This window comes from Bacillus sp. 166amftsu (genome assembly GCF_900107445.1).
Lineage (GTDB): Bacteria > Bacillota > Bacilli > Bacillales > Bacillaceae_G > Bacillus_A > Bacillus_A arachidis.
The window spans coordinates 51,181-77,676 of sequence record NZ_FNQA01000007.1 but is presented as its reverse complement, the minus strand read 5'-3'; the positions used below and the strand labels follow the sequence as shown (position 1 = coordinate 77,676).

The following is a 26,496-nucleotide window of genomic DNA, read 5'->3' as shown; positions in this document are numbered from 1 at the left end:
GATAATGAAAAAGCAAAGTAAACAAGAATTTCATACATATATTCGGGGGATTATTTTACTTGGATTTGCAATGCTTCTATTTAAACTATTGGTAACAGGGAATATTGATTATTTTGTTGCACCAAAAATGATAAAGTTTATCTATTTTGCGTTTTTTCTTTCGCTAATTTTAGGCTGCTTACAAGTATGGAATGGGAATGAGGAGAAAAAAAGAGGATGTAACTGCTGTAAAAATCATACAGTTCCAAAATCAAAAATTGGAATTTGTATGCTATACGCAATTTTTTTAATTCCGATTGTGAGTGCATTTTTATTTTCTAATGTGACACTTGATGGTAGCGTAGCAGCAAAACGTGGCATGAATCAAAGTGCAGGAGCGAAGCAACAATCCAAAAGTTCCGATTGGAGGGAACTTTTAGTGGATCAAGAAGAAGAACCTATTCAAAATCTTCCTACGCAAAAGCAGTCACAAAAAGAATTAGAAAAAAACATACTGAAGCAAAATACAATTCAAGTAGACAATCAAAATTATATTCAAACGATGAATGTAATCGGTCAAGATGTGCTTGGATTTAAAGGGAAAAAGATAACTTTTACGGGTTTTGTTTATCATGATAAAGAAGTAAAGGAAGATAAAGTAGTAGTCGCTCGCTATGGAATTACATGTTGTGTTGCAGATGCCGCTGTGTGGGGAATGATTGTTTCTGGAAATGAAATAAACACTCTTCCAGAAGAAACGTGGGTGAAAGTTACAGGGATATTAGATGAAACGACGTATAAAGGGGTACTGTTTCCACTTGTAAAAGTTAGTAAAGTAGAAAAAATGGAAAAGCCAAAAGATCCATATGTGTATGATGCTTTGCCGCAATGATGAAGTGAAGCAGCTAATCATATTATTTGGAGACGATGCTTTTAGAAGATACTTTTGAAAGTTATAAGTTGAATTTGAAATAGGAGAAATATATTAAATCATGACATTGTCCTTTTAGGAGTTGGTATATTATTGATATACTTTATATCTTTTCTCATATTAAGCCTGTATAATCTTAAAAATAAAGATCTTGTACATGAAGCAAAGAAAATCCTTCTTCACTCTAATGAGAAAAGAAGGATTTTTTGTTATTTATACAATGGATTATCGACTTTTACATAAAAATAGGAGTGAGCTTCCCCCATCATTCGCATTAGCGTCAGGGCTTTATAGTCTACCTTTTCTGCAAAGAAGATATCATAATCAGTTGTTGCGTTTTTTGTATAGCGTGAGTCTTGTTGTAAATCTAAAAAGATATTTTTTGTGACTCGTTTTACAATATTCCAAAGCAATTGTTCGTCTATGTTATAGAAACGGCTTACATGAATAAATAACTCTCCAAAGTGATTTTGCATAACGGAGTAAAATACCTTGTTTCGTACGCTCTTTTCATCATCAACTAAAATGCGTGATTTGTGATGGAAGTTTGTACTGTCAAGCCCTTCCTGTTGTAAACGACCACGGTGAACACGAATGCCTTCCCAATCACGAACAAGAAGTCGGTCTGGTGTGCCATCTTTTTTAAAGACAGGTACTGTATTTTGCAAGTGGCCTTCTAAGCCGATTCCGTACTTCACCATAAGTGGAATAAATCCAGTTAAAGCGTTAGCTACATATTTTTCAATAAATGAAACGATTGCATCATGTAATGGTAGACAATTCTTTACTTTATATAGTTCGATAAGTTCAACAATAAGTGGTTGATTCGCTCCGTGTGCAGATGCAACAAGAGCAGAACCGACAATAGCCCATTCATCTTTATTTATATAGGAGTATACATTATCACGAATGACACATGCAAGATTTTCACTTCTCAAAGTTTGCAAATCTATATTAGAGTCATTTGCACTGAGAAAATGTGCGCCAGCACATTCCATAATCGGAATAAATCTTCTTTCATCGATACTTGTATCTTCTTTTATAATTTTTTGTAATATATTACTCATCAGTGGACCGTTATGAATCGTTTGTTCTGATAAGGTTCGCACTTCTCCTGTTAAATGAACATTCGTTGTTAACTTATAATGAGGTTTTCTTGTATCATACTGTGCTGGGAAGATGGTACGAAATGACATACCAGCTACATAAGGCGCCTCATAATCAAAAATAATAATTTTTTTCTGTTCAATTTCTGTTTTGTATAATTCTTGCAATGTATGCATCGTTTGCCAAGGATGGATAGGTAATAGAAGATAATCATCTATTCTATCATCTAGCCTAATCTCTGCCTCGGCTTTCAGTACAGGTTCTAAAGAAAAGATGATAGGATTCCAATCTTGTGATTTCATAAACGCAGTACTTACTTCTTTGTTATGAACGGCTACAAATCGAAGTGGAATCGTATTTTTAAACTCTGCTGAATACGCAATTGTTTCTTCAGGGTTTAAGCCTTTTCGCATTTTTGCTCCAGGATGACAAGGGTGTCCTTCAATAACAAGCTGTTCAAAAAAAGCATAATGATTATCTGTTTGTGCAGCTGCTTCTAATGTTGATACCTCAGTAGACTGTTCATGAAATGTATAGGCAAGCGATAAATTAGCAGCACTATTAGCTAAATCCTCTTCGAACATATGAAAATAAGAAGACTGTCCTTTCCAACCTTCTTGAAAAATTAAAGCTAACACTTCATTTGGATGTGTAATTTCTTTTTGCTCAGATAGTGATATGAGCATGTATGGCCCGTTTACAATTGGACGTTCGAAAGCATACATTTGTTGAACTGGTACGAGTAAGTAGCAGTCTTGTTTCTTAAAATATAAAGCTTGTATTATGGAATATTTTTCAAAACTCTTCTGGTGTGTATGTATATAATCTAGTAAATAATCTGGACAACGGTACGCTGAAATAGAAACAAACGTCTTCGCTGACTTTTGAAATGTCACCACAGTATCCATTAGATTGCTTATATTTTCTCGGATGACAGAAGATAGTAGTCGTTCTAATATACCGTTCCGACCTTTATATAAATTTTGCTTATATATTTCATGTAGCGGTGGATGGTTTTGCTGTAAAAAAGAAAATAATGTTTGTTCTTCTACCTCAAATGAATGAATGCTGTGTAAGTGCATAGAAACCACCTTTCTCAATTTTAGCTCTTTACAAAAAAGAGAGAATATTTTATATTGTCTTTAAAGTGATAACGATAATCAATTTCAATTATAAAGAGTGGATTAAAAAATGCAACAAAAAATTTGAGGTGATTCTTATTCGAAAACTGTTTTTTGGTAGTTCATTTTTTTTGTTTATGGGGAATTGGCTCGGAATGACTGCTATTAATTGGTATGTCTATGATTTGTACCATAGCGCGACATATTTAGGATGGTTAAACTTTGTACGACTCATTCCAATCGTATTATTTAGTGTTTATGCAGGAAAGCTTTGTGATTTGTATCCACGTGTCAAATTAATGAAATCATATTCCTTATGGGGATTTGTATTGACAACTTTACTTGCGGTTTATGTTGCTTTAGTTACTCCTTCATATTTTATCTTTTTACTTTTTTCATTTATTCGTGGGGTCATTAGTGCATTAGAAACACCAAACCGGAATACACTTCTTTCAGATATTGATACAAATAATCAAATTAGCAAACTGATTTCCATGCATTCATTTGTCATGAATGTTTGTCGATCAACTGGCCCGGCATTAGCAGGATTTCTTATTGCAGCAGGGCATATCGAATTAACATTTATGATGCAGGCTGTTTGTGCACTTATTGCTTGGATTCTTGTGATACCAATGAAAGATCACCAAATGAAAAAGCGAAAAGAAAAGAAAAAAGCGAGTTGGGAACAAATTGCTGCATATTTTTCTTATGACAAAATGGGAAGAAATATCTTTGTGACATCACTTATTACAATGGCTTTTGGTTTTTCCTATACATCGGTTTTACCAGCGCTTGTTTCAAAGCAATTTACGGGAAAAGCAGAAGTGTTTGGAATCGCTATGTCATCAGCTGCAATTGGTGCAATCATAGCTACTGTGATTCTTCCAAAAGCATTGACATATATTTCAGAAGTACGCCTGTATAATGTTAGCTTAATTGCATTTTCAATTTCTTTAGCACTACTGATTGTTAGTAATATATATGTATTTTTTATTCTTTTATTTTCTATTGGTCTATTTGGTCAGTTATTACGATCAAGTAACCGTGTCTATTTTCAGCATCATGTCCGTGAAGAAGAGAGGGGACTTATGCTTAGTGTAGTACTGATGGATCGAGGGATGATACCACTTGGTTCTATTTTAGTTAGTTATTCCATTGAATATGTTGGTATTGCTCAAACATTTATTTTAATGGGAGTTATATGTATGATCCCGTCTTTATTTCAATTTATAAAACTGAAACAGCAAAAAGGAAAGGTGAAGGAATTTGTCCATGCAAAGAAAACAAGTTAATAGAGTAAAAGCAGAACGTAGTATTTTAAATCGTTTTTGCAATGCATTGATTCGAGAGAAAGTGCTACAAGAGAACTGTGCAATATTGAAACATGAGCATGGCATAGAGATTGTAGATAGTATGAACGATGCGGAATTATTGTTAGAAGTAAAACAAGAGGGAGCGTTTGAACGATACGAGTTTATATTCCCAATTCGTTTTAAAGTTCGTGGACATATACGGTGGATTGATTCATTGTCAATGTTTTGGGAAGAAGTTGCCCCGTTCTTTCGTATTCATATTTCACAGTCTTTACAAGAAGAATTGGAAAACAGTGTAACCAATTTAGCACTAGCATACGAAGCATGGAATCGGAAACAAGAATGGGTGAAACAACAATTAGAGACAAACGTTTTGTTTGCAACAAAAACAAAGCCTAACAATTTATATCAATTTTTAAAAGCTTTACAAGCATGTATACCATTTGATGAGCTTACTTATACGGAATCACTTGTTATTGAGGGACATCCGCTTCATCCATCTACGAAAACGAAACTTGGTTTATCAAGAGAAGAAGTGAAATTGTATGCACCAGAATTTGAACATGTTGTTCCGTTACATGTTCTTCTCGTTCATAAAGAAGTAGCTGAAGTAACCGGAGATCACATGCAGAAACCACTTATATATGAAAATTCACCAGAGTTATATGAAGCAGTGCACACATTACTTGTAAATAAAGAAAAAAGAATGGAAGATTATTATCCATTTCTCATTCACCCATGGCAGTATGAACATGTATTACAAGAAGAATATGGTTCAGAGTTAGAAGAGGGGTGGATTATTCCAGTGCCATATCAACTATCTTCACGTGCAACATTATCATTTCGAACAATGAATGTATTAAAATTACCATATCACGTGAAACTTCCAGTGCGAGCGCAAGCAACGAGTGCAGTTCGTACCGTGTCACCAGAAATAACAGTAAATGGCCCACTATTATCAAAAGTATTAGATGGCATCTATACAAAGGAACAAAATTTAGAGCAGTCTATTGTTGTTGTAAGGGAACGAGTAGGAGCCTATTTTTCTAAACCGAATACTAGGGATTTAGGACGTAATTTAGCATTTATTTTACGGGAAGATCCCAATCAGTATAGAAGAGAAGGAGAATTATTATGGGTTGGTGCAAGTTTAACAGCCGATAATCCATTAAAAGAAAACGAATCTGTCATTTTAGATATAATGCGTACATATTTTGACAAAGAGGAAATCGGTAAAAAAGAGATATTCTATTATATTGCTCATTATACTGAGAAAGTGATGTTGCCATTGTTAGAACTTGTTGTACGATATGGGATTGCCCTAGAAGGACATATGCAAAATTCTATTATTGTGACAAAAAATGGTGAAGTACAACGTATTCTCATTCGTGATCTTGGTGGAGTAAGAATTTATAAAGAGAAATTGGCGGAATTGATAGACCTCTCGATTATGAAAGAAGCAGCATTATTTACAGAGAATATGACTGAAGTATATAACAAGTTTATTCATTCTGTATTGCAAAATCATTTTGGGGATTTGCTATTTACATTGGCTCGAGCAGTTGATGATATACAGGAAAAAGAGTTGTGGAGAATTGTTGCAGCTGTGGTGGAAGATTTTATGGTAGGGGTAACAGAAGAGCAACGAGCAGCAATATTTGCACCTTGTATTGAGACTAAGGCATTATTTTCGATGAGAATACATGATCAAGCGAAATCGTATTTATATACAAATTTCCCCAATCCACTTTGTATGTAGGAGGAATAAAAATGCGGCCCATCATGAAAATAAACCTTTCAAAATTAAAGCATAATGCCATTATGATAAAACGATTATGTGAGCATGCAAATGTTTCATGTTTTCCAGTTACAAAAGGAGTAAGTGCTGCAACACAAGTAATCGGAATTTTGAAAGAAGCTGGATTTACAAAATTTGCAGATTCAAGATTACAGCATCTTCATAAAATCCGTAAAATGATGGGAAACAGTGCGGAACTTCTTTTAATTAGAACACCAGCTTTATCAGAAGTAGAGGAGACAGTTCTAACTGCAGATATAAGTTTGAATTCTGAACTCTGCGTGATTGAGGCATTGGGAAGGGCTGCGACGAAATATGGGAAAATACATCAGATCATTTTAATGGTAGATTTAGGAGACCTTCGCGAAGGTATGTTGCCTGTACAAATGGTGGAGATTGCCCAAAGAGTAGTGGGGATACAGGGGATAGAGCTTGTTGGTATTGGAGCCAATTTTACTTGTTTTAGCGGTGTGATTCCAACTGAATCTTCTTTGCTAGAGTTAACACAATTGACTGAGCTAGTGGAAGAAACAATCGCGCAGCCACTTTCCATTATTTCGGGTGGAAACTCCAGTTCCTTACCGCTTATCTTACAAAGGAAAGAAATAGGGCGGGTCAATTCTCTTCGTATTGGTGAGGCTATTTTTCTTGGGAAAGAAACAGCATATGGGAAGAACATTCCTTTTATGTACCAAGATATATTTTCAGTAGAAGCTGAGATTATTGAGGTTAAAAGAAAGCCTTCGATGCCTAGAGGTGTGATTGGAAAAAACGCTTTCGGTCAAGTTCCATGTTTTGAAGAAAAAGGAGAACGATTGCGAGCCATTGTTGCGATTGGTCGACAAGATCTTGATATTAGTGGGCTATATCCACTTGATGGGCATATCGAGATTCTTGGCGGAAGTAGTGATCATTTAATCATTGATATAACAGATAGTGAGACATATCGAGTAGGCGATATAATTACGTTTCTTCCAGCATATAGAGGGATGCAAAGCGGTATGGTTTCTTCACTTGTACACAAACAATATGTATTAGATGATGTGTTACAAAAAGTGCTTGTTCTATAAAGTAAAATTTTGATTCGTGACCCCCAATAATTACGAACTCTCATCAATCGAGCGCGTGTTACATATATTGAATTTGTAAAACAATATACGTATATATTAAATGTTTTAATTGAAGAAGAAAAAGAAGTGCATAATCAATAAGTAGGTCGTGAAGTGATAAAAAGAGAAACAGTTGAACAATTTTGCTCAACTGTTTCTTTTTTTAGGGATTTTTTACTTGTTTTTGTTAATTGTAAATAAAAATACAATATTTTTTATAATTTTCATTGCGAAATATCAGCTCTACTTTTACAATAGAAAAGGTGTATATTTATTATACTAAAAAAACAAATCGGAATAATGTGAAAATTATAGTTTGTCGTTATGCATTGTATGTAAAAGTACATATTAGGCGACATATATCATATTATCGACTTGTAAGGAGAGAAGCAAATGAAAAGTGTAAGATTACCATCGATTCCAGAAATCATTATTCTTTTATTACTGTTTCTTGCAGTTGTCTTTTCCTTTCAAACGATCTTTAATTTGCCGATTCAATTAGCGCTATTTATTTCATGGTTTTTAGTAATTGCGCTTGGACTAAGGTTAGGGTTTCGTTATCAAGAATTGCAAGATGCAATTACGAAAGGAATTTCCAATGGATTAGAAGCTGTTCTTATTTTAGTTGCTGTAGGAGCACTAATTGGAACATGGATTGCTGGCGGTGTTGTACCGACATTGATTTACTACGGATTAGAATTTATTCATCCGAGTATATTCTTATTAGCAACCTTAATTATTTGTTCAATTACTTCTATTGCAACAGGTACATCGTGGGGAACAGTTGGTACAGCTGGTATTGCCATGATGGCAATCGGTGAAGGTCTTGGCTTACCGCTTCCACTAGTTGCTGGAGCGGTACTTTCAGGGGCATACTTTGGAGATAAGTTATCCCCACTTTCTGATAGTACAGTACTTGCTGCCTCAATGGCAAAAGTAGATGTTATTGCACACGTTCGTGCGATGTTTGTATTAGATATACCGGCATATATTATTACTGGTATTATGTTTACAGTTGCGGGATGGATGTATGGTGGAGATAATGTTGATTTAAATAAAGTGGAGTTTTTAAAAGAAGCTTTATTAAAGCACTTTGATATTAAAATATGGATGCTTGTTCCAGCGGTTATTGTTATTGTACTATTAGCAATGAAAAAACCATCAATGCCAACAATTGCAATGGGAGCGCTTCTCGGTGCAATTTGGGCAACGCTTTTCCAAGGTATGAATTTTGGAGATGCAATTGGAACAGCATATAACGGTTTCTCTATTGAATCAGGTGTGGACTTCATTGATAAGTTGCTAAATCGCGGTGGAATCAATGGTATGCTAAGTTCAGTAGCTGTTATTATTTTTGGATTAGGTTTCGGAGGATTACTTGAAAAACTCGGCGTTTTAAAAGTAATCGTATCAAAATTTGAGAAGAAACTAAACTCTGCAGGAAATGTAACGTTGTCCACATTAATCGTTGCTTTCTTGGCAAACGTATTCGGTTGTGCAATGTACGTATCACTTATTTTAACGCCAAAAATTATGCAAGACAGCTATGATAAATTAAAACTAGATCGCCGTATATTAGCGCGTAACTCAGAAGTAGGTGGAACATTAACTTCGGGTATGGTTCCATGGTCTGATAATGGTATCTTTATGGCTGGTATACTAGGTGTTTCCACATTATCATATGTTCCATTTATGTGGATGAGCTTTGTATCCTTAGCATTAGCAGTTATATATGGATATACAGGAAAATTCATTTGGTATGTTGATGATGCTGAAAAAGGAAAACAAGCATCATAAGATAAGAAAAAATCATCCTTTGCGTATAGCAGAGGATGATTTTTTTTATAAACTATATGATAGATAAACTACTAAAAATAAAATCTCTATAATTTGTAAAGTAAAATGAAAGCCAAATAAGATATGTTTTTTCAGCAAACTTTCATATGATGTATGGTTGTAATTTGAACGGCTGAATTTTTAGTTTTTATAGGTGTGATTATTGGTAAGTTATAAGGATTTTGCGGGGAATTAGCGTTTTTTATTTTCTATTCGACAAAACATAACAAATTATTGTAATTTAGTTTGTTATGTTTATTGGGGAATTTTGCAATTTTTCCATATTGGAGGGCGTATAGATTGAAAAAACGTACTGTTGAATTGGTAACAGGACTAGTTGCTTCTATAGTAGGAGCTTGTATATCATTTTTTCTTTTTATTATGTATAGTTTTAGGTCAGTTATTGATGATTCTTGGAAAGCTCAAGCCTATGGGGCGCTCGTGGTTTTTCTTATACAGATTTTAGCTATTGTAATTTCTTGTTGTGTCAATAAAATGAACAATAGGTTATATGGAAGTGTAATGCTTACTATTGGTATCATCTCCATACTCTTTTCATATGATGCATTGTTGTTTCCAGGAGTTATATATATTGTTTCTGGATGTTTAACGTTTAGATCACTAGAAACTACATCAGGTGAAAAATAGAGTGCAAATAAAGGAATTAGGATATGTATTATGTAAGAAGAGTGTGAAGACTGAACACTTCAGCAAAGTATAAAACTATCTGTTTCGTTGATTTGTTAGAAATTTTTATCCTATAGTACTAAGTCACCCCATAAGTTCAATGCGAACTTATGGGGTGTTTAGTTTCTGGTGATATTCGTATATTTCCCCTATCAAAAAGCAAAATATATAGTATCAAAAACAGGAGGAGAGAGATGACGGAATCGCTACTGCTGGAGTATGGAGGAGTTATATTAATTCTTATTGCATTAGAAGGAGTTTTATCTGCAGATAATGCTCTTGTACTTGCTATTATGGTTAGACATTTACCTGAAGATGATAGAAAAAAAGCATTGTTTTATGGATTATTCGGTGCGTTTATATTTCGATTCGTCTCATTATTTTTAATTTCATTTCTTGTGAATGTCTGGCAGATGCAAGCGGTAGGAGCGATTTATTTATTGTTTCTTTCTGCTAGAAGTTTAGTTAAAATATATCGGCAAAAGAAGTGGCAAAGAGAAATGCACGGAGAGCAAGAAAAAGGGATGGAAGAAAATACTCCGAAAAAGAAAAGTAGTTTTTGGTTAACAGTTCTGAAAGTCGAGGTTACAGATATTGCATTTGCGATCGATTCAATCTTAGCTGCAGTAGCTCTTACATTAACCATTACACCACTAAATAAAGGGATGATAGGTGGTCTTGATGCAGGAAGATTTTTTGTTATTTTAACTGGTGGAATGATTGGTTTAATTATTATGCGATTTGCAGCTACTTATTTCGTAAAGTTATTGCGTGAAAGACCTGGCCTTGAAACGGCAGCTTTTATGATTGTTGGATGGGTCGGCGTAAAACTTATTGTTTCAACACTGGCGCACCCTATGGTTGGAATAATCGATAAGGATTTCCCTCAATCCGCTACGTGGAAAGCTATTTTTTATATCGTATTAATTACGATTAGCGTTTGTGGTTGGTTCTTATCTCCTGATTCATCTGAAATATAATTTAGTAAATATAGAATTATCAATAAATACAGCTGAGAATCCTTATCGTTTAAAGGGAAGTCTGTTACAATAAAAATGTATCTATTTTATTATCAAGGGGATGAAAACATGGAATACAGAATTGAAAGAGATACATTAGGAGAAATGAAAGTTCCAACTGATAAATTATGGGCCGCACAAACACAGCGTAGTAAAGAAAACTTTCCAATTGGAACGGAGCATATGCCGATTGAGATTGTACAAGCATTTGCAATTTTAAAGAAAAGTGCAGCCATTAGTAATTACAAATTAGGAAAGTTATCGGAAGAAAAAGCTCAGGCGATTGTAGAAGCAGCTGATGAAATCCTAGCAGGAAAATGGAATGAACATTTCCCGCTTGTTGTATGGCAAACAGGTAGCGGAACACAATCGAATATGAACGTGAATGAAGTAATCGCCAACCGTGGGAATCAAATTTTAGAAGAGAAAGGACTTGCTGTACATATTCATCCAAATGATGATGTGAACATGTCCCAAAGCTCAAATGATACATTCCCAACAGCGCTTCATGTTGCTTGTTTGATTGCAGTGGAAAACCAAGTGCTACCGGCAATTACAAAGTTAAAAGCAACATTAGAGAAAAAAGTAAATGAGTTTCAAAATATTATTAAAATCGGACGTACGCATTTGCAAGATGCCACACCTTTAACGTTAGGGCAAGAAATTAGTGGGTGGCACCGTATGCTTGAAAAAACGGAGCGTATGATTGCCGATAGCAATACATATATGAAAGAACTTGCAATTGGGGGTACTGCAGTTGGAACAGGCATTAATGCACATCCTAAATTTGGTGAGATGGTTGCAGAGGAAATTAGTCAGTTTACAGGAAAGCAATTTGTATCAGCACCAAATAAGTTTCATGCATTAACAAGTCATGATGAGGTTGTGTTTGCACATGGTGCGTTAAAAGCATTGGCAGCGGATTTAATGAAGATTGCAAATGATGTACGTTGGCTTGCAAGCGGCCCACGTAGTGGTCTAGGTGAAATTATTATTCCTGCGAATGAGCCAGGAAGCTCTATTATGCCAGGGAAAGTAAATCCAACACAAAGTGAAGCATTAACAATGGTAGTGGCACAAGTTATGGGAAATGACACAACCATCGGATTTGCAGCGAGCCAAGGTAACTTTGAACTAAATGTATTTAAACCAGTAATCGCATATAACTTCTTACAATCTGCTCGTTTATTAGCCGATGCGACAGTTTCATTTAACGACAAATGTGCGGTTGGTATCGAAGCAAATGAAGAAGTGATTAACCAAAACGTAAATCGTTCTTTAATGCTTGTTACAGCATTAAATCCACATATCGGTTATGAAAATGCGGCGAAAATTGCAAAGCATGCTCATAAAGAGGGATTAACATTAAAAGAAGCAGCATTACAATCGGGGTTATTAACGGAAAAACAATTTGATGAGATTGTAGATCCAAAGAAAATGATTGCACCGAAGGAATAATCAGAATGGACAATAAAAAGCCAAGATTCTATTTGAATCTTGGCTTTTTTCTCGAATAGAATTTCTATTCTCTTAATTATTAATAGTATATGCAATTCTGAAGATGGAGAGTGGCATCATAATAGAAATACGATTCTATATTTCTATTGTGATCAAAAATGGTTTTCACTATAAATTTATTTATTATTTTCAGGTTTGGGCATTTATCTTTTGACAAGTTCATTCCTTTGTTGAAAAGTTAGTGAATAGGGTAAGTAAGACTAGATTGAAGGTTTAGTTGATTAAGGGATATTACTCTGCAGTTGTTTATAATACTTTAGAAATATTGGCTGTTATTAGGAAGGAGATGCCTATTTACTAAACGATTTTAAATTTGTTTGGTAAATAAGTAAGCGAAATGTTGAAAAGTTTATTTTGTTTGTGATAAGATGATTCAGTAAGGATAAACGATATTGTGATTTGTTTGCGTTTTTAATAAACCGTTTGGAGGATTGTTTGGTATGAATGATATTTCTGAGAAGTTTTGGGATGCTTCCATTAAAGAACTAAAAAAAGGATATATATTTGAAGAGGACACAGAAGAATATACTTGTTTAGCATGCGGAGAAAGTTTTATAAAAGGTGTAATTTATCAAGATAATCAGGTTTTATATGAAGCCGAGAAGTTTGTACAATTACACATTCAAAATGAGCATACATCTATGTTTGACTATTTATTGAATCTGGATAAAAAATATACAGGTTTAACGGATTTGCAAAAGAAGATGGTTCAATTTTTTTACATGGGATTCAATGATAAAGAAATTGTGAAAGAGCTGGATGGGGGAAGCACGTCGACAATACGTAATCATCGATTCACATTGCGTGAGAGGATGAAGCAAGCGAAAGTATTTTTAGCATTGATGCAACTGTCCGAAGAAAAATCAAAAGTGCAATCTAAATTTGTACCCATTCATAGAACAGCTACAATGGTAGACGATCGGTACAATATTACGGAAGAAGAAAATGATGAAGTCTTAAAGTTGCATTTTACAGAAGGATTAGACGGTCCACTGGTGAAATTTCCGAAAAAACAAAAACGTAAATTAATTATATTACGTCATTTAATAAAAAAATTTAATAGTAACGAAAAGTACACCGAAAAAGAAGTGAATGAAGTTTTGGAAAGTGTATATCCAGACTTTGTAACTTTAAGAAGGTATTTAATTGAATATGGTTTTCTAGATCGAACGCCTGATGGAAGTCAATATTGGGTGAAGTTATAAGAAAGGGGAAAGGAAAATGAATAGAAGAGCAGAATTAAAACAGCAATACAAAGAGATAGAGATTGAAGCGGGTATTTATCGTATTATAAATACAAAAAACCAGAAAATGTACGTTGAGAGTACGATGAATTTAAAGACGATAAGTGGGAGGCGATTTGAACTCAATGTAGGTTCTCATACAAATAGAGCATTGCAAGAGGACTGGAAGCAATACGGTGCAGATGCCTTTGAATTTGAAGTGCTAGAAGTCTTGAAAAAGAAAGAGACTGGTTATTTTAATGCTAAGGAAGAATTGAAAAAATTAGAAGAGAAGTGGCTACAGGAATTGCAGCCATATGGAGAGCGCGGGTACAACCGAGCAAGCTCTTAATAAAAAGGGGAAATGAAATTTGAAATCACCGACAGATAGCATTCAAGAAGATGCAGAATCACAGAGTCAGGAGAAGGAAGGGAAACCGATATGGAAATCGATGTCCATGTTCTTAGTTCCTTTGCTTTTAAGTAATGTATTACAATCAGTTGGACAATTGTTTGGGATGGTAGTGGTAGGAAGATGGCTTGGTGTAAATGATTTAGCTGCCATTTCTGCGTTTTTTCCGTTGTTCTTTCTACTTGTTTCATTTGTAATTGGAATTGGATCGGGTAGTTCTATTTTAATCGGGCAAGCATTTGGAGCTCGTAACGAAGATCGTGTAAAAGCAGTTGTTGGTACAACGCTTACCTTCACATTTATACTAGGAGCTATTTTAGCGGTAGTAGGCAGCATATTCACCATGGATATTCTGCGTTTTATGGGAACACCGGAAAACATTATTGGTATGAGTGTCCACTATGCACGTATTTTATTTATTTCAATGCCAGTTTTATTCTTATATTTTGCATATACAACATTTATGCGAGGTACAGGAGATTCCAAAACGCCATTTTACTTTTTAATTGTTAGTACAGTGTTGAACATGATATTATTGCCTGTTCTTATCTTTGGTTGGTTAGGAATGCCGAAACTTGATGTTTATGGAGCAGCTTATGCCTCTGTCATATCAACGATTATAACGTTTGTTGTCATGCTTATTTATTTGAAGAAGAAAAATCATCCATTACAATTGGATGAAACAGTACGGAAATATCTTCGTATGGATTGGGAACTATTAAAGTTATTACTACGCCTTGGTATTCCAGCAAGTATTAATATGATATTAGTTTCGTTATCTGAGATTGCAGTTATTGCATTTGTAAATCGATTCGGTTCTGACGCGACCGCAGCCTATGGAGTCGTGAATCAAGTGGCAAGTTATGTACAAATGCCAGCAGTCAGTCTTGGAATTACAGTATCCATTTTTGCTGCACAGTCCATTGGTGCGAATCAATTTGATCGATTACAGAAAGTTGTTCGAGCGGGAATTATAATGAACTATATTATTGGTGGTGTATTAATCGCTCTTATTTACTTGTTCTCAAGAGAGATTTTATCACTATTTTTAACAAGTCCGAATACAATTGAAATTGCACATAGCCTAATCATGATTACATTATGGAGTTATTTAATTTTCGGTCATGCGCAAATTATTGGTGCGACAATGCGGGCAAGTGGAACGGTACTATGGCCGACTGTTATCAGTGTTGTATCAATTTGGCTTGTGGAAGTTCCTGTTGCCTACTACCTTTCGTATCACACAAGTCTTGGTATAAAAGGTATATGGGTTGGATATCCGGCAGCATTTATTGTGAGCTTACTGTTACAATACGGATACTATAAGCTTTCATGGCAAAAGAAACGGATTACGCGACTTGTTAGTTAGAATAGAAGGTGAAAAATATCCCTAAGTTTTCAGCTTAGGGATATTTTGTATGAGTACAAATAACTTATAAATAACTTTTCAAAGTTACATCAAAATGATGTCGCATAAGTTTTCCATCAAACATATAGAACTCCCAAGCTTTCTCTGGATCTCCGATAATTTCAAAGGAGTTTTCGGTTATATACAAAGCGCAATTATCTTCTAAAGCGATTCCTTCTGTATTACGTGCACGGTTTTGTAAGAATAAATGAAAAGCGTTTGCTCGATCTGGTTGATTGTAATGTGGACAGAAGTGTTTGTTTATTAAATTCCAGCCATCGCTTTCCATATAGCCATCTCCTTTATAATTAGAACGAAGCCCCGTTGTAAACCAGCACATAGCACCAGCGCTATATCCCGCAATGAATGTCCCGTTGTGTACGGCTTCTATCAACTTTTCGTCTATTTTGTTTTCCTTCCACTTTTCAAGCATATTGATATAATTTCCTCCACCTAGATAGATAAAATCAGCAAAATGTATCATTTCACTAATTTTATCTTCGCTAACGCTTTCTTTTATACAGCGTAGAATGTGAACATCACATTGTAACTGCTTCTCGAATGTTTCTTTAAATTCTTTTATATAACCTTCATCGTCATTGCTTGCTGTTGGGATAAATAATATTTTTGGAGATTGTTTCCCAGTTAATTCAATAAGTCGCTGATTTATAAGGAAATGATCCGTTTGTTCAAAGTAACCTCCGCCAATTACAGCTAACTTCATAATGAAGCACCACCTAATAGATTTTTGTTATTGATAAAGTTTCGCTATAGAGAAGTTTCTTTCCTTCTATAACAAAATATGAAAATGGGAATGTGTTCTAAAATAAAGAAGGGGTTTATTTCCATGTTCGTATCATTCTATATTTGACCTTTTATTCTCAGTGTACTACAATTTGTAGTGCAGAGGAGGATTAGCATGTTCACTCAAAATTATAAGTTAAATGAGCAAGGATTAAATCATTTCTTTGGGTCATTAGAAGCGAGGATTATGGAGATTATCTGGAATACTCCGGATATTACGATTAAAGAAGTACAGCAAAAACTAAGTGAGGAATCTCCTGTGAATTTTAATACAGTGATGACTGTGATGAATCGGTTAGTTGAAAAAGGACACTTGCAAAAACAAACGGTAAAAAGAAGCGGTGTATACCGTGCTGTACAAACGAAAGAATCCTTTTTATCAAATCAAACCAAAAAAATGACACAAGAATTAATGGGGGAATTTGGTGATTTCGTTGTGAATCACATGTTAGATGAACTAGACCAAGCTGATCCTGCTTTAATAAAGAAGTTAGAAGAAAAACTTAATCAACTGAAAAAAGAGGACTAGTATGATGAAGTGGCAAATACGAAAAATAATATTGTTAGCAAGCAGTATTGGTATTCTCTTTTTTGGGATGTTAGTGTACTACGTTACATATCCATTTTTCTTTGAAAATAAAGCTCTTTTTTTATCGCAGTTTTGTCTCTTTGAATTGCAAGAACATATGAAAGAATTATCAACCATTCGTGTCATAATGAGCGGATTATTGTTATTTACTATATTAGTTGTATGGAAAAGAGTGTGGAAACAGTTTTTCTATAGCCGAAAATTACAGAGAAATTTAGTTATGATTACTCGAAAAGGAAAACAATTGTATTTGCTACCATCATTAGAGGTTACAGCATTTACTATCGGAGTCACTCATCCGAAAATTGTTGTTTCGGAAGGTGTATTTCAATCTTTTACAGAAGAAGAAATTGATGCAATTGTATTACATGAAGAATATCATCAAAAAAATCGTGATCCGTTAAAATTGTTTCTTTTTACGGTGTTAGCTGAAGGAATGATGTATATTCCGGTATTGAAAGATATGTTACAGCGTTATCATACGTATCAGGAGCTATTGGCGGACAAATATGCGATGGATCAAATGAAATCATCGTTTGAATTAGGTAGTGCATTGTTAAAATTAATTAAAATAAAAACAGTATCTAATCCGTTTATAACAGCTTCTTTTGCGAAGACGGCAATCAATTTGCGTATTGAGCAAATTGTTAGTCCGTCATCTATAAGGCTTAGTATGCCGTTACATACAAATTCAGTTTATGTGACAATAGGGCTATTTCTCATTTCGTTTGTACTTATTATTGGAGAGTGCATATAGCCTCTTTTTTTAACACTAAACACTACTTTATGTAGTGTTTTGTGGGAGGAATAAAATGGACGCAGTAGGCGCGGGGATTCTTTCATTTGTATCTAATCAAATGATGAAAATTACAGTATTTTGTATTCAATTATTTGACGGATTTACAGGATTTTAAAAATAGGGGGAAAGAAAGTGAAAAAACTAATTACCATTATTCTTGCAGGAGCACTACTATGGGCAGGGTTTAATTTTTATAATTCAAAACAAGAAGAAAAAGAACGGAAAGCAAAACAAGAGGCACTACAAGAGAAAGAAGTATTACCGCAAGTAGGATTTAAAGCACCGAAAATTACACTTAAAGGACTAGATGGGAAGCTGTACTCATTAAATGATGCAAAAGGAAAACCGTATATTATTAATTTTTGGGCATCATGGTGTGGGCCATGTGAAATGGAAGCACCAGACTTAGTGCGTCTTTACGATAAATATAAAGGAGAAATCGAAATTTTTGCGGTGAATGCAACGGTTGGAGATCCAGTACAAGAAGCGAAGGCGTTTGCGGATCGTTTTGGATTTAAGTTCCCGGTTTTACTAGATATGGATGGAGAGACAGGGATTGATTATAAAATTGTTTCATTGCCAACAACGTTTTTTGTTGATAAAGATGGGGTGATTGTAGATCAAGCGCGGGGAGTATTACCTCCAGATCAACTAGAAAAGAAATTTAAAGAATTAATTGAGAAGTAAAAGGGGACATCCTAATGATGATGGACTGGATGGTGAAAGTACAGCCTATTTCTCTCATAGTGGGAAGTTTATTTGGGCTTGTGCTCATGAAATTAAAGATGAAAAGTCAAGGTATCCCATATGAGGGAATAATGGATACAGTAACAAATGGATTTTTTATCATCGCACTAACATGGAAATTTATGCCGACAATTTTGAATCCAGGGTGGGCTTTTCAGTCACCATGGCAAGCGTTACTCGCTGTAGGAAGTACCCAACACATTATAATGGGTTGCTTGATTGCTAGTGGATATGTTGTATGGAGAAGTAAAAAGGCTAATTTTTCACTTTTGGTTTTACTAGATGCACTTCCTTTTGGGATTGGAAGTATGATTATTTCTTATTTTCTATTCCATCAGTATGTTGGTATAAACACAACAATGCCGTGGGGAATGAAAGTGTATGATTCGAAATTTTTCTATCATCCAATATATATGTATGAAATTATGATAGCAATCTGCCTAATGGGATGGCTGTGGCTAAAAAACGAGAAATTAGGAACTAGAAAATACATGAGTTATTTTCTACTTGTAGAAGGGATTGCGCATATATTCATTTCACTTATAATTGAGCAAGTTCCATTATTATTTGGTCTGTCTGTGCAGCAGTTACTTATTTTTATTGCAATTAGTATAGGTATTATATTGCTTCCGAAAAAATAAAAATAGCACTGTGCGAACGGTTGTTCATACAGTGCTATTTTTATAGATTGTATGAATCGATTTCTTTTTATTTTCTCTCTCTTTACAATCATCATTTAGAGGAGTATATTAACAATCAGAATAGCTCAATGTAGATTTTACAGCCAAATAATAAATCGCTTAATCCACTTCAGGAGCGGGGGAACCAAATTTGTGCATTCGTCACTAGGGGTGAATCCTTTTATAGGTAGGGCTACTCTCAAGGCCCGAATCCGACAGCTAACCTCGTCAGCGTTTTGAGAGGGGGGACTTGTGTGTAAAAAAACACTAGGTGCAACCTGGTGTTTTCTTTTTATTCTCTTGGTGGAAAAATATTACATTTAATTATAGTGTAATGGGAACAGAAAGGGGAAAGAGGATGAACTGGCTTACAAGTCTAATTACAATTGGCCTATTCGTAATTTTTGCAAAACCAATGGGAGACTACGTACACAATGCTTTTCAGCGTAAGGAAGCATTTCAAAAGGTATTTAGTCCACTGGAAAAAATCTTATTTAAAGTTGCTGGGATTAAAGGGCATAGTCAGACTTGGAAACGGTATATGTTTTGTTTAATAGGAACAAATTTTTTCTTTATTTTGGTTGTATATTCAATATTTCGATTACAAGGAATTCTTCCGTTGAACCCTGATCATTTTTTAGGATTAGAACCAACATTAGCATTTCATACAGCGATTACATTTATGACAAATGCGAATTTACAACACTATGGGGGAGAAAGTAGTTTATCCTATTTCTCTCAAATGGTAGGTGTGACATTTATGATGTTTGCAGCACCTGCAACTTCATTGGCAATCGGCATTACGTTTATTCGTGTACTAGCGGGGAAAAGAATAGGAAATTTCTTTGTTGATTTTGTACAAGCTATTACGAGAATATTATTGCCAATTTCATTTGTCACATCGTTAATATTTGTGGTTTTAGGAACGCCGCAAACATTGGATTCAACAGTTGTTGTGAAAACGTTTGAAGGAACGACACAAGAGATTCCTCGTGGACCAGTAGCATCTTTACTTTCCATTAAAGAACTTGGTGACAATGGAGGAGGGTTTTTTGGAACAGTTTCTGCTCATCCCTTTGAAAATCCCAATATGATAAGTAATGTGTTACAAATGATGTTACAAATGTTAATCCCAATGGCCTTTCCATTTGTATACGGAAGAATGGTTGGTAATCAAAAGCAAGGTAGAATGTTTTTTATATCGATGTTCATTCTGTTTATTATTGGATTCTGTACGCTTGCTATATTTGAATTGAAAGGGAATGCATTGTTAAATCAATTAGGGATAGAAAGTTCACAAGGAAATATGGAAGGAAAAGAAACTCGTCTTGGCGTCATATCTTCTGCTTTATATGCAACCGTTACAAGCGCCTCTGGAACAGGCGGTGTTAATACAACGCATGATACTTTGACACCGATTGGTGGAATGGTTCCACTTATAAACATGCTTTTAGGTACCGTGTTTGGAGGAATTGGACTTGGGTTTATGAATGTCGTCATGTATGCAATGATTGCTGTGTTTCTAGCCGGATTAATGGTGGGGCGTACACCGGAGTTTCTTAACAAAAAAATAGAAGGAAAAGAAATGAAGTTAATAGCAATCACGATTGTGTCTCAGCCGTTACTTATTCTTGGAGCTGCAGCGATTGCATTTTCTACGAATCTAGGAACAGATGCAATTTCTAATCCAGGTTTTCATGGTTTAACACAAATTATATATGAATACACGTCGTCCGCTGTTAACAACGGATCTGGGTTTGAAGGATTAAGAGATAACACACCTTATTGGAATCTTTCAACGGGAATTGTTATGTATATTGGTAGATATTTAGGTGTAATTACAATGCTTGCCGTCGCGGTTGGACTCAAAAGGAAAAAGGTTGTACCTGAGACCATAGGAACCTTTCAGACGGATGATCGATTATTTGGCGGAATTTTACTAGGTACTATATTAATAGTAGGTGTTCTAACATTTTTACCAGTACTCGCACTTGGGCCGATTGCTGAATTTCTTGCAATACCATAAAGTGAAATTTTAATTAGTGTGGGGTGTTTCCAAAAGAATACCTTTGCTTTTGTTGAGGTTTTTAGTAGCATCATTCTTGAATAGTGGGATAGCGTAGTAAAAACATAGGTGAATATTTCTCTTGTTAATTTAAAATAAAGGAGAATACATATTAGGGATGTATTCTCCTTGTACTTTTTATTCAACAAACGAACTCGATTGTTGAGTAACGTTCTATATGCACCTACATTAAAATATAGGTGAGTAACTGAAAATAAAACAACTGCATTTTGACTACAAGTGTTTTCCCATTTATGTTGTAAATATGCTGGTGTTTTTACACCATCACCAGCTTCTAATGAATACTCCCCTACTTAACTTCGTTTGAAGTAGGGGTACTCTTTCGGTAAAATCTGATAAATATTCTTCTTCATCTAAATACAACTTAATTTTTCTGAACTTCTCAATTTTTTTACCGATGTCTAGCTTCTCTTTTATAGAGTGTTAAATTTAATTTAAATAAAGTAAATTTAAATTAACGGAAAAGGGGTTTCGTGTTAAAATGTATTAAAATAAATTTAATTATAATTTATTTTTCAACTTGCTACAAGAATGTTGGGAGGATCAGGCAGATGAAGAAGATTGAAAGCAAAGACATACAAACATGGAAAGAGAAAGATCCTTTACTAAACAAGGTTATTTCGATGGAGGAAGTATTTTGGATCAATCCTAATATCGAAAAATTTCAAACAGGAATTAAAAAAACTACACTTACGCAAGAAGATGTAAAGGATGCAGAAGAAAGGTTGAAACGTTTTGCTCCATATATCGCCAAAGTTTTTCTTGAAACAAAAGAAATGAACGGTATCATAGAATCACCTTTAGTGAAAATCCCTTCTATGAAACAAGCTTTAGAGCAGGATTATCAACAATCTATATCAGGGGAATTATTGCTAAAGTGTGATAGCCACCTTCCTATATCAGGATCTATTAAAGCAAGGGGCGGGATTTATGAAATTCTTAAACATGCCGAAGATCTAGCTATTAAACAAAACATATTAACTCAACAAGATGATTATTCCATTTTAGATAGTGATAAATTTCGTAAATTCTTTTCAAATTACTCCATTGCAGTAGGATCAACAGGAAATTTAGGGCTTAGCATTGGTATCATGAGTGCAAAGTTAGGTTTTAATGTGTCTGTTCATATGTCAGCTGATGCAAAACAATGGAAAAAAGACTTGCTTAGAAGCAAAAATGTCAAAGTTATTGAGTATGAAGCTGATTATAGCAAAGCAGTAGAGGAAGGCCGAATTCAAGCAGAGGGGGATCCTACTTGTTATTTTGTGGATGATGAAAATTCCCATGACCTATTTTTAGGATACGCAGTAGCGGCGTCCAGATTGAAAAAACAATTGGAAGAGTTAGAGATAACAGTAGATGAAAATCAACCTTTGTTTGTTTATCTTCCGTGCGGAGTAGGTGGTGGCCCAGGGGGAGTAGCTTTTGGTTTGAAATTATTGTACCAAGATAATGTACACATTTTCTTCGCAGAACCTACTCATTCTCCTTGTATGCTACTCGGTTTAATGACTGGACTTCATGATAAAATCTCTGTACAAGATGTTGGTATTGATAATGTAACGGACGCGGATGGACTTGCTGTAGGAAGACCATCTGGATTTGTTGGTAAAACTATGGAGCCATTTTTAAGTGGTAATTATACGATTAGCGATGAACAGTTGTATAAACTGTTAAAGAAACTAGCCGATACAGTAGGGATTCATTTAGAACCGTCTGCACTAGCAGGGATGATAGGACCAATGAAATTATGTAAAGAAGGAACGGATTATTTACTGAAGCATAATTTAACAGAAAAAATGCATAAGGGTACACATATTATTTGGGGAACAGGTGGAAGCATGGTTCCTAAAGATGAGATGTCAAAATACTATCAAAAAGGATTGAATTTAGAGCAAGAAAAGTAGAAGTCATTTAACACGAGGAGAGTTTCACCTCGTGTTTTTTATTTGAAATTTTTTTGTTATTTTTAGTGTAGTTCATTATAGTATAGATATAGGATTTTGTGCAGTCAGGATGTAACAATAGGAGCTTATTTCGAAATAGTAAGATTTAGCTTACATAACAAGAGGATGTGTATATACAATGTCATTACAATCAAAATATTTAGCGGGTATTTCACTTGGGGTGATGGGAATTGGCTTTGCAGCAACTATTCCATTCCAAGGCTCAATGATAGGTGCAATTGCACAGGGTGGATTTGAAGCGGGGTTAGTAGGGGGACTTGCCGACTGGTTTGCCGTTACAGCCCTGTTTCGCCATCCGATGGGTATTCCAATTCCGCACACAGCTTTATTGCCTAAAAATCGGAAACGAGTAACAAAAGGACTCATCACTACTTTAGAAAATGAGTGGCTGACGAAGGACAGTATTACAAGTAAAGTGAAAGAAATGCAGCTAGCACAAATGGTGTTACAGATTGCAGAAAGAGAGCTGCAATCTGATAGCGTGAAAAAAGGGATTGTTACAATTGCTGAAAAAGCAATTCTTCAAATTGATACTGAAAAGTTAGCTAGTGTCATTGAGAAAGAATTAAAAACATATTTATATACGATTAATACAGGAAATATATTGCAAGTCCTTATTGATCAATTAGTCGTACAAGAATACGATGAAAAGACACTTGATTATATGTTAGTCAAAGCGAAAGAGTGGACGGCTCAAGATGAGGCTCGATATCAGCTTGGAAGCTTAGGAATGAAAGCGATGGAAAATATAAAAGTGGATGGCTTCTTGCAGTTTACACTTAAATCCTTCATGAATATTGTAGATGAAGAAAAAATCGGCAGCATTTTGCAGAAGTTTGTAATTAGCAATATTAGTAGTTTACAGGATCCTGATAATAGTACGAGACAACTTATATTAATGAAAATTCGCCAAGAACTTATTCGTGTTAAGGAAAATGAAGCGGTATTACAGGAGTTAGAGAATTGGAAAGAAAGTTGGATCACAAATTGGGATGCGACTGACAAGATAAAAGAATTGTTAGGACAAGCGCAGGAAAGAGCAGTCATTTTTATTAAAAAAGAAGAGTTTGCAAATCAATATCTTCTTCCATTTTTAACAAAACAAATGAACAAGGTGAAAGAAGATCCAGTAACAGTTCGAAAAATGGAAAACTGGTTGCAAAAGCAGATTGTAAATCTTGTTGAAAACAATCATTCCAAGATTGGAAAGCTTGTACAAGAAAATCTTGATAAATTAGATGATAAAACATTAATTGAAATGATTGAAAATAATGTTGGGAAAGATTTGCAGTGGATCCGTGTGAATGGTGCTGTTTGTGGTTTTATGATTGGATTGGTTTTGGAAGGAATAAAGGCGGTTTTATAGTTGTATATGTAGTATTGAAAAAGAGAACATCTTCGGTTTATCGTGAAGGTGTTTTTCTTATTTTGTATAATTCTTTTTAAGTAGAGCTATTTCATATATATAATACAATCTGTAAGGAAGTACAGAATGGAAATGAAAGGATGTGAATGCTAGTAGAGGGGAAGGTATCTACTAACAAACATGAAAATAAAAATATTAATAGCCGATGATAACTCGTTTATTAGAGAGGGCATGAAGATTATTTTAAGTACATACGAAGAGTTTGAAGTGTTAGAAACGGTAAATGATGGGCAAGAAGCTTTATCTTATTGTAAAAAACATGATGTAGATATTGCGCTTTTAGATGTTCGGATGCCAAATATGAATGGCGTGGAGGCGACAAAGTTAATTTGTGAGGAAACAAAAACGAAGCCGCTTATTTTAACGACATTTGATGATGATGAGTATATTTTGGAGGCAGTAAAGAACGGGGCGAAAGGCTATTTGTTAAAAAATAATGATCCAGAGCGCATTCGTGATGCGATAAAGGGAGTATATAACGGGCAAACTGTTATGCAAGACGTAGTACTAGATAAAATTAAGTCTAATTTACTGGAAAATAAAGAAGAGGCTTCAAAAATAGATAAGACTCTTTTCACAGAGAGAGAACTTAGCATTATTGCATTAATTGCAAAAGGGTTCTCTAATAAAGAAATTTCAAAGCGACTCTTCATATCAGAAGGAACAATTGCAAATTATATTACGTCTATTTTAGGGAAAACAGGTCTTGAGCACCGGACACAAATTGCGATTTACTATTTAACAGGGAAAGTAGACTGATTTTATGGAGTTTTGGTTAATTGTAAGTAAATTAATTGTCTTCTTATATATAGTGTTCAGTTATATTCACTCAAATGTTACGAATTTACCATGGGTTATATTTACTTTGCTTGCGTACTTTTGTGTAAACGTGACAATTTCTATTTTAAAAAAAGATGCTTATAAGAAAATATTAATCGGAATATCAATTAGCATTATAATTTTGTTTACATGGAGGATTCATCCGTATTTTATTTTGTTTTTACCCTTGAACTTATACGAAATTGTATCTTATTACATAGAAAAGAAATGGCCGCTCTTTTTCATTATGATCATCCCTATTGTTTTTACAGATGAAAGTGTTCGAATGACATATGGACTCATTACTGCATTTTGTTTTCTTGTTTTAACGATGGCAGATCTTTACATAGCTCGTTTATTAAAGTTTGAGATGCAAAATGATAAGATGCGAAAAGATATGCAACGGCTCACAAAAAGTTTAAATGAAAATAAAGAATACATAAGGCAATCAGAATACACATTTAAGTTAGAAGAACGAAATCGATTATCACAAGAAATTCATGATAAGATTGGTCACTCCATGACAGGAGCTTTAATTCAAATGGAAGCAGCAAAGAGATTAATGGAAATTGATAAAGAAAAAGCTACCGAATTACTTCAAAATGCGATTCATATTTCTAAGGGTGGAATCGAAAGTATTAGGATTACACTAAAGAACATGAAACCGCCAACTGAGCAGATTGGAATTCATCGCATGAAATTATTCATAGATGAATTTGCGAGTAAGCATGAAATAAAAATTCCATTTGTGTATAAAGGGAATTTAGATACGATTTCTCCAATTCAATGGAAGGTCATTGGAGAAAATGTAACGGAAGCATTAACAAATGCAATGAAATATGCAGAGGCAACGGTTATTTCAATAGATATTCATGTACTTAACAAGGTGGTAAAGGTGCAAGTGAAAGACAATGGAAAAGGAGCGCATCTTGTGAAGAAAGGCCTCGGTATTATTGGGATGGAGGAACGAACAGCATCCATAAACGGGAAGATTATTGTAGATGGTACAAGCGGATTTTCGGCAACAATGTTATTGCCGATTCAATAATGGCATGATTGAGATGAAGGATCTCATATGAAAAAAGTGAATATTCTCATGTGAAAAGAATGAACTTCTG

Annotated in this window: 22 protein-coding genes and 1 riboswitch; of the genes, 20 read left to right on the top strand and 2 right to left on the bottom strand. The window is 34.6% G+C overall.

The window, feature by feature from the left end:
• The first annotated feature begins 4 nt into the window (after window positions 1-4).
• Window positions 5-871 (top strand): TIGR03943 family putative permease subunit, encoded by an 867-nt coding sequence (locus BLV40_RS17350; RefSeq protein WP_090692267.1) that lies wholly within the window; start codon window positions 5-7, stop codon window positions 869-871.
• 248 nt (window positions 872-1,119) lie between these two features.
• Here BLV40_RS17350 and BLV40_RS17345 read toward each other — a convergent pair whose 3' ends face one another.
• Window positions 1,120-3,099, bottom strand: a complete 1,980-nt coding sequence (locus tag BLV40_RS17345) for an IucA/IucC family protein (protein WP_090692263.1) — start codon at window positions 3,097-3,099, stop codon at window positions 1,120-1,122.
• Window positions 3,100-3,164: 65 nt separating this feature from the next.
• On the opposite strand from BLV40_RS17345, the gene BLV40_RS17340 reads away from it, so the two are divergent.
• The 10 genes from BLV40_RS17340 (at window position 3,165) to BLV40_RS17295 (ending at window position 15,422) form a co-directional block, all read left to right on the top strand.
• Window positions 3,165-4,430 carry an MFS transporter gene (locus tag BLV40_RS17340; RefSeq protein ID WP_331280095.1) on the top strand — a complete coding sequence of 422 codons (1,266 nt, stop codon included), beginning with the start codon at window positions 3,165-3,167 and terminating at the stop codon, window positions 4,428-4,430.
• Window positions 4,411-6,210: an IucA/IucC family protein gene (locus tag BLV40_RS17335; RefSeq protein ID WP_211482126.1), complete on the top strand. Its 1,800-nt coding sequence runs from the start codon at window positions 4,411-4,413 to the stop codon at window positions 6,208-6,210. The genes BLV40_RS17340 and BLV40_RS17335 overlap by 20 nt, the downstream gene beginning before the upstream one ends.
• An 11-nt stretch (window positions 6,211-6,221) precedes the next feature.
• Window positions 6,222-7,319, top strand: a complete 1,098-nt coding sequence (locus tag BLV40_RS17330; RefSeq protein ID WP_026591736.1) for an alanine racemase — start codon at window positions 6,222-6,224, stop codon at window positions 7,317-7,319.
• A gap of 432 nt (window positions 7,320-7,751) precedes the next feature.
• Window positions 7,752-9,155: a Na+/H+ antiporter NhaC gene (gene nhaC / locus BLV40_RS17325; protein ID WP_026591735.1), complete on the top strand. Its 1,404-nt coding sequence runs from the start codon at window positions 7,752-7,754 to the stop codon at window positions 9,153-9,155.
• Between the two features lie 339 nt (window positions 9,156-9,494).
• The gene (locus BLV40_RS17320) at window positions 9,495-9,842 is read left to right on the top strand and encodes a hypothetical protein (RefSeq protein WP_090692260.1); all 348 of its coding nucleotides are present in this window, start codon (window positions 9,495-9,497) and stop codon (window positions 9,840-9,842) included.
• Window positions 9,843-10,075: 233 nt separating this feature from the next.
• Window positions 10,076-10,861: a TerC family protein gene (locus tag BLV40_RS17315; protein WP_090692257.1), complete on the top strand. Its 786-nt coding sequence runs from the start codon at window positions 10,076-10,078 to the stop codon at window positions 10,859-10,861.
• Between the two features lie 108 nt (window positions 10,862-10,969).
• A complete protein-coding gene (gene fumC / locus BLV40_RS17310) occupies window positions 10,970-12,358 on the top strand; it encodes a class II fumarate hydratase (RefSeq protein WP_090692255.1) in 1,389 nt (462 codons plus the stop codon).
• 500 nt (window positions 12,359-12,858) lie between these two features.
• Window positions 12,859-13,623 (top strand): DUF2087 domain-containing protein, encoded by a 765-nt coding sequence (locus tag BLV40_RS17305; protein ID WP_026591731.1) that lies wholly within the window; start codon window positions 12,859-12,861, stop codon window positions 13,621-13,623.
• Between the two features lie 16 nt (window positions 13,624-13,639).
• Window positions 13,640-13,993 (top strand): GIY-YIG nuclease family protein, encoded by a 354-nt coding sequence (locus BLV40_RS17300; RefSeq protein ID WP_026591730.1) that lies wholly within the window; start codon window positions 13,640-13,642, stop codon window positions 13,991-13,993.
• 19 nt (window positions 13,994-14,012) lie between these two features.
• Window positions 14,013-15,422 carry an MATE family efflux transporter gene (locus tag BLV40_RS17295; protein WP_090692252.1) on the top strand — a complete coding sequence of 470 codons (1,410 nt, stop codon included), beginning with the start codon at window positions 14,013-14,015 and terminating at the stop codon, window positions 15,420-15,422.
• 64 nt (window positions 15,423-15,486) lie between these two features.
• On the opposite strand, the gene BLV40_RS17290 is transcribed toward BLV40_RS17295, so the two are convergent.
• The gene (locus BLV40_RS17290; RefSeq protein WP_090692249.1) at window positions 15,487-16,185 is read right to left on the bottom strand and encodes a Type 1 glutamine amidotransferase-like domain-containing protein; all 699 of its coding nucleotides are present in this window, start codon (window positions 16,183-16,185) and stop codon (window positions 15,487-15,489) included.
• A gap of 195 nt (window positions 16,186-16,380) precedes the next feature.
• Between BLV40_RS17290 and BLV40_RS17285 the strand changes: the two genes are divergently transcribed.
• The 9 genes from BLV40_RS17285 (at window position 16,381) to BLV40_RS17245 (ending at window position 26,426) form a co-directional block, all read left to right on the top strand.
• Window positions 16,381-16,794: a BlaI/MecI/CopY family transcriptional regulator gene (locus BLV40_RS17285; protein WP_090692247.1), complete on the top strand. Its 414-nt coding sequence runs from the start codon at window positions 16,381-16,383 to the stop codon at window positions 16,792-16,794.
• A gap of 4 nt (window positions 16,795-16,798) precedes the next feature.
• Window positions 16,799-17,611, top strand: coding sequence for a M56 family metallopeptidase (locus BLV40_RS17280; protein WP_026591726.1), 813 nt, complete (start codon window positions 16,799-16,801; stop codon window positions 17,609-17,611).
• A gap of 174 nt (window positions 17,612-17,785) precedes the next feature.
• Entirely contained in the window at window positions 17,786-18,340 is a 555-nt protein-coding gene (locus BLV40_RS17275) for a TlpA family protein disulfide reductase (protein WP_090692244.1), read from the top strand.
• A gap of 17 nt (window positions 18,341-18,357) precedes the next feature.
• Window positions 18,358-19,041, top strand: coding sequence for a diacylglyceryl transferase (locus BLV40_RS17270; protein WP_139265562.1), 684 nt, complete (start codon window positions 18,358-18,360; stop codon window positions 19,039-19,041).
• Window positions 19,042-19,187: 146 nt separating this feature from the next.
• Window positions 19,188-19,330, top strand: a riboswitch (cyclic di-AMP (ydaO/yuaA leader).
• A 108-nt stretch (window positions 19,331-19,438) separates the two neighbouring features.
• Window positions 19,439-21,106, top strand: a complete 1,668-nt coding sequence (kdpA, locus tag BLV40_RS17265) for a potassium-transporting ATPase subunit KdpA (RefSeq protein WP_090692424.1) — start codon at window positions 19,439-19,441, stop codon at window positions 21,104-21,106.
• A gap of 611 nt (window positions 21,107-21,717) precedes the next feature.
• Window positions 21,718-23,073 (top strand): D-serine ammonia-lyase, encoded by a 1,356-nt coding sequence (locus BLV40_RS17260; RefSeq protein WP_090692237.1) that lies wholly within the window; start codon window positions 21,718-21,720, stop codon window positions 23,071-23,073.
• 178 nt (window positions 23,074-23,251) lie between these two features.
• On the top strand, window positions 23,252-24,499 hold the full coding sequence (locus BLV40_RS17255; RefSeq protein ID WP_090692235.1) for a DUF445 domain-containing protein: 1,248 nt from the start codon (window positions 23,252-23,254) through the stop codon (window positions 24,497-24,499).
• Between the two features lie 180 nt (window positions 24,500-24,679).
• Window positions 24,680-25,318, top strand: coding sequence for a response regulator transcription factor (locus BLV40_RS17250; RefSeq protein WP_026591720.1), 639 nt, complete (start codon window positions 24,680-24,682; stop codon window positions 25,316-25,318).
• A 4-nt stretch (window positions 25,319-25,322) separates the two neighbouring features.
• Window positions 25,323-26,426 carry a sensor histidine kinase gene (locus BLV40_RS17245; RefSeq protein ID WP_090692231.1) on the top strand — a complete coding sequence of 368 codons (1,104 nt, stop codon included), beginning with the start codon at window positions 25,323-25,325 and terminating at the stop codon, window positions 26,424-26,426.
• The last annotated feature ends 70 nt before the right edge of the window (window positions 26,427-26,496 follow it).

Bases quoted from the DNA above. Each gene is read 5' to 3' on its own strand.
- BLV40_RS17280 (WP_026591726.1), top strand. From the start codon at position 16,799: ATGAAGTGGCAAATACGAAAAATAATATTGTTAGCAAGCAGTATTGGT.
- BLV40_RS17330 (WP_026591736.1), top strand. From the start codon at position 6,222: ATGCGGCCCATCATGAAAATAAACCTTTCAAAATTAAAGCATAATGCC.
- BLV40_RS17345 (WP_090692263.1), bottom strand. From the start codon at position 3,099: ATGCACTTACACAGCATTCATTCATTTGAGGTAGAAGAACAAACATTA.
- BLV40_RS17250 (WP_026591720.1), top strand. From the start codon at position 24,680: ATGAAAATAAAAATATTAATAGCCGATGATAACTCGTTTATTAGAGAG.
- BLV40_RS17260 (WP_090692237.1), top strand. From the start codon at position 21,718: ATGAAGAAGATTGAAAGCAAAGACATACAAACATGGAAAGAGAAAGAT.
- fumC (WP_090692255.1), top strand. From the start codon at position 10,970: ATGGAATACAGAATTGAAAGAGATACATTAGGAGAAATGAAAGTTCCA.
- BLV40_RS17285 (WP_090692247.1), top strand. From the start codon at position 16,381: ATGTTCACTCAAAATTATAAGTTAAATGAGCAAGGATTAAATCATTTC.
- BLV40_RS17350 (WP_090692267.1), top strand. From the start codon at position 5: ATGAAAAAGCAAAGTAAACAAGAATTTCATACATATATTCGGGGGATT.
- BLV40_RS17305 (WP_026591731.1), top strand. From the start codon at position 12,859: ATGAATGATATTTCTGAGAAGTTTTGGGATGCTTCCATTAAAGAACTA.
- BLV40_RS17300 (WP_026591730.1), top strand. From the start codon at position 13,640: ATGAATAGAAGAGCAGAATTAAAACAGCAATACAAAGAGATAGAGATT.
- BLV40_RS17245 (WP_090692231.1), top strand. From the start codon at position 25,323: ATGGAGTTTTGGTTAATTGTAAGTAAATTAATTGTCTTCTTATATATA.
- BLV40_RS17315 (WP_090692257.1), top strand. From the start codon at position 10,076: ATGACGGAATCGCTACTGCTGGAGTATGGAGGAGTTATATTAATTCTT.
- BLV40_RS17335 (WP_211482126.1), top strand. From the start codon at position 4,411: ATGCAAAGAAAACAAGTTAATAGAGTAAAAGCAGAACGTAGTATTTTA.
- BLV40_RS17290 (WP_090692249.1), bottom strand. From the start codon at position 16,185: ATGAAGTTAGCTGTAATTGGCGGAGGTTACTTTGAACAAACGGATCAT.
- kdpA (WP_090692424.1), top strand. From the start codon at position 19,439: ATGAACTGGCTTACAAGTCTAATTACAATTGGCCTATTCGTAATTTTT.
- BLV40_RS17255 (WP_090692235.1), top strand. From the start codon at position 23,252: ATGTCATTACAATCAAAATATTTAGCGGGTATTTCACTTGGGGTGATG.
- BLV40_RS17270 (WP_139265562.1), top strand. From the start codon at position 18,358: ATGATGGACTGGATGGTGAAAGTACAGCCTATTTCTCTCATAGTGGGA.
- nhaC (WP_026591735.1), top strand. From the start codon at position 7,752: ATGAAAAGTGTAAGATTACCATCGATTCCAGAAATCATTATTCTTTTA.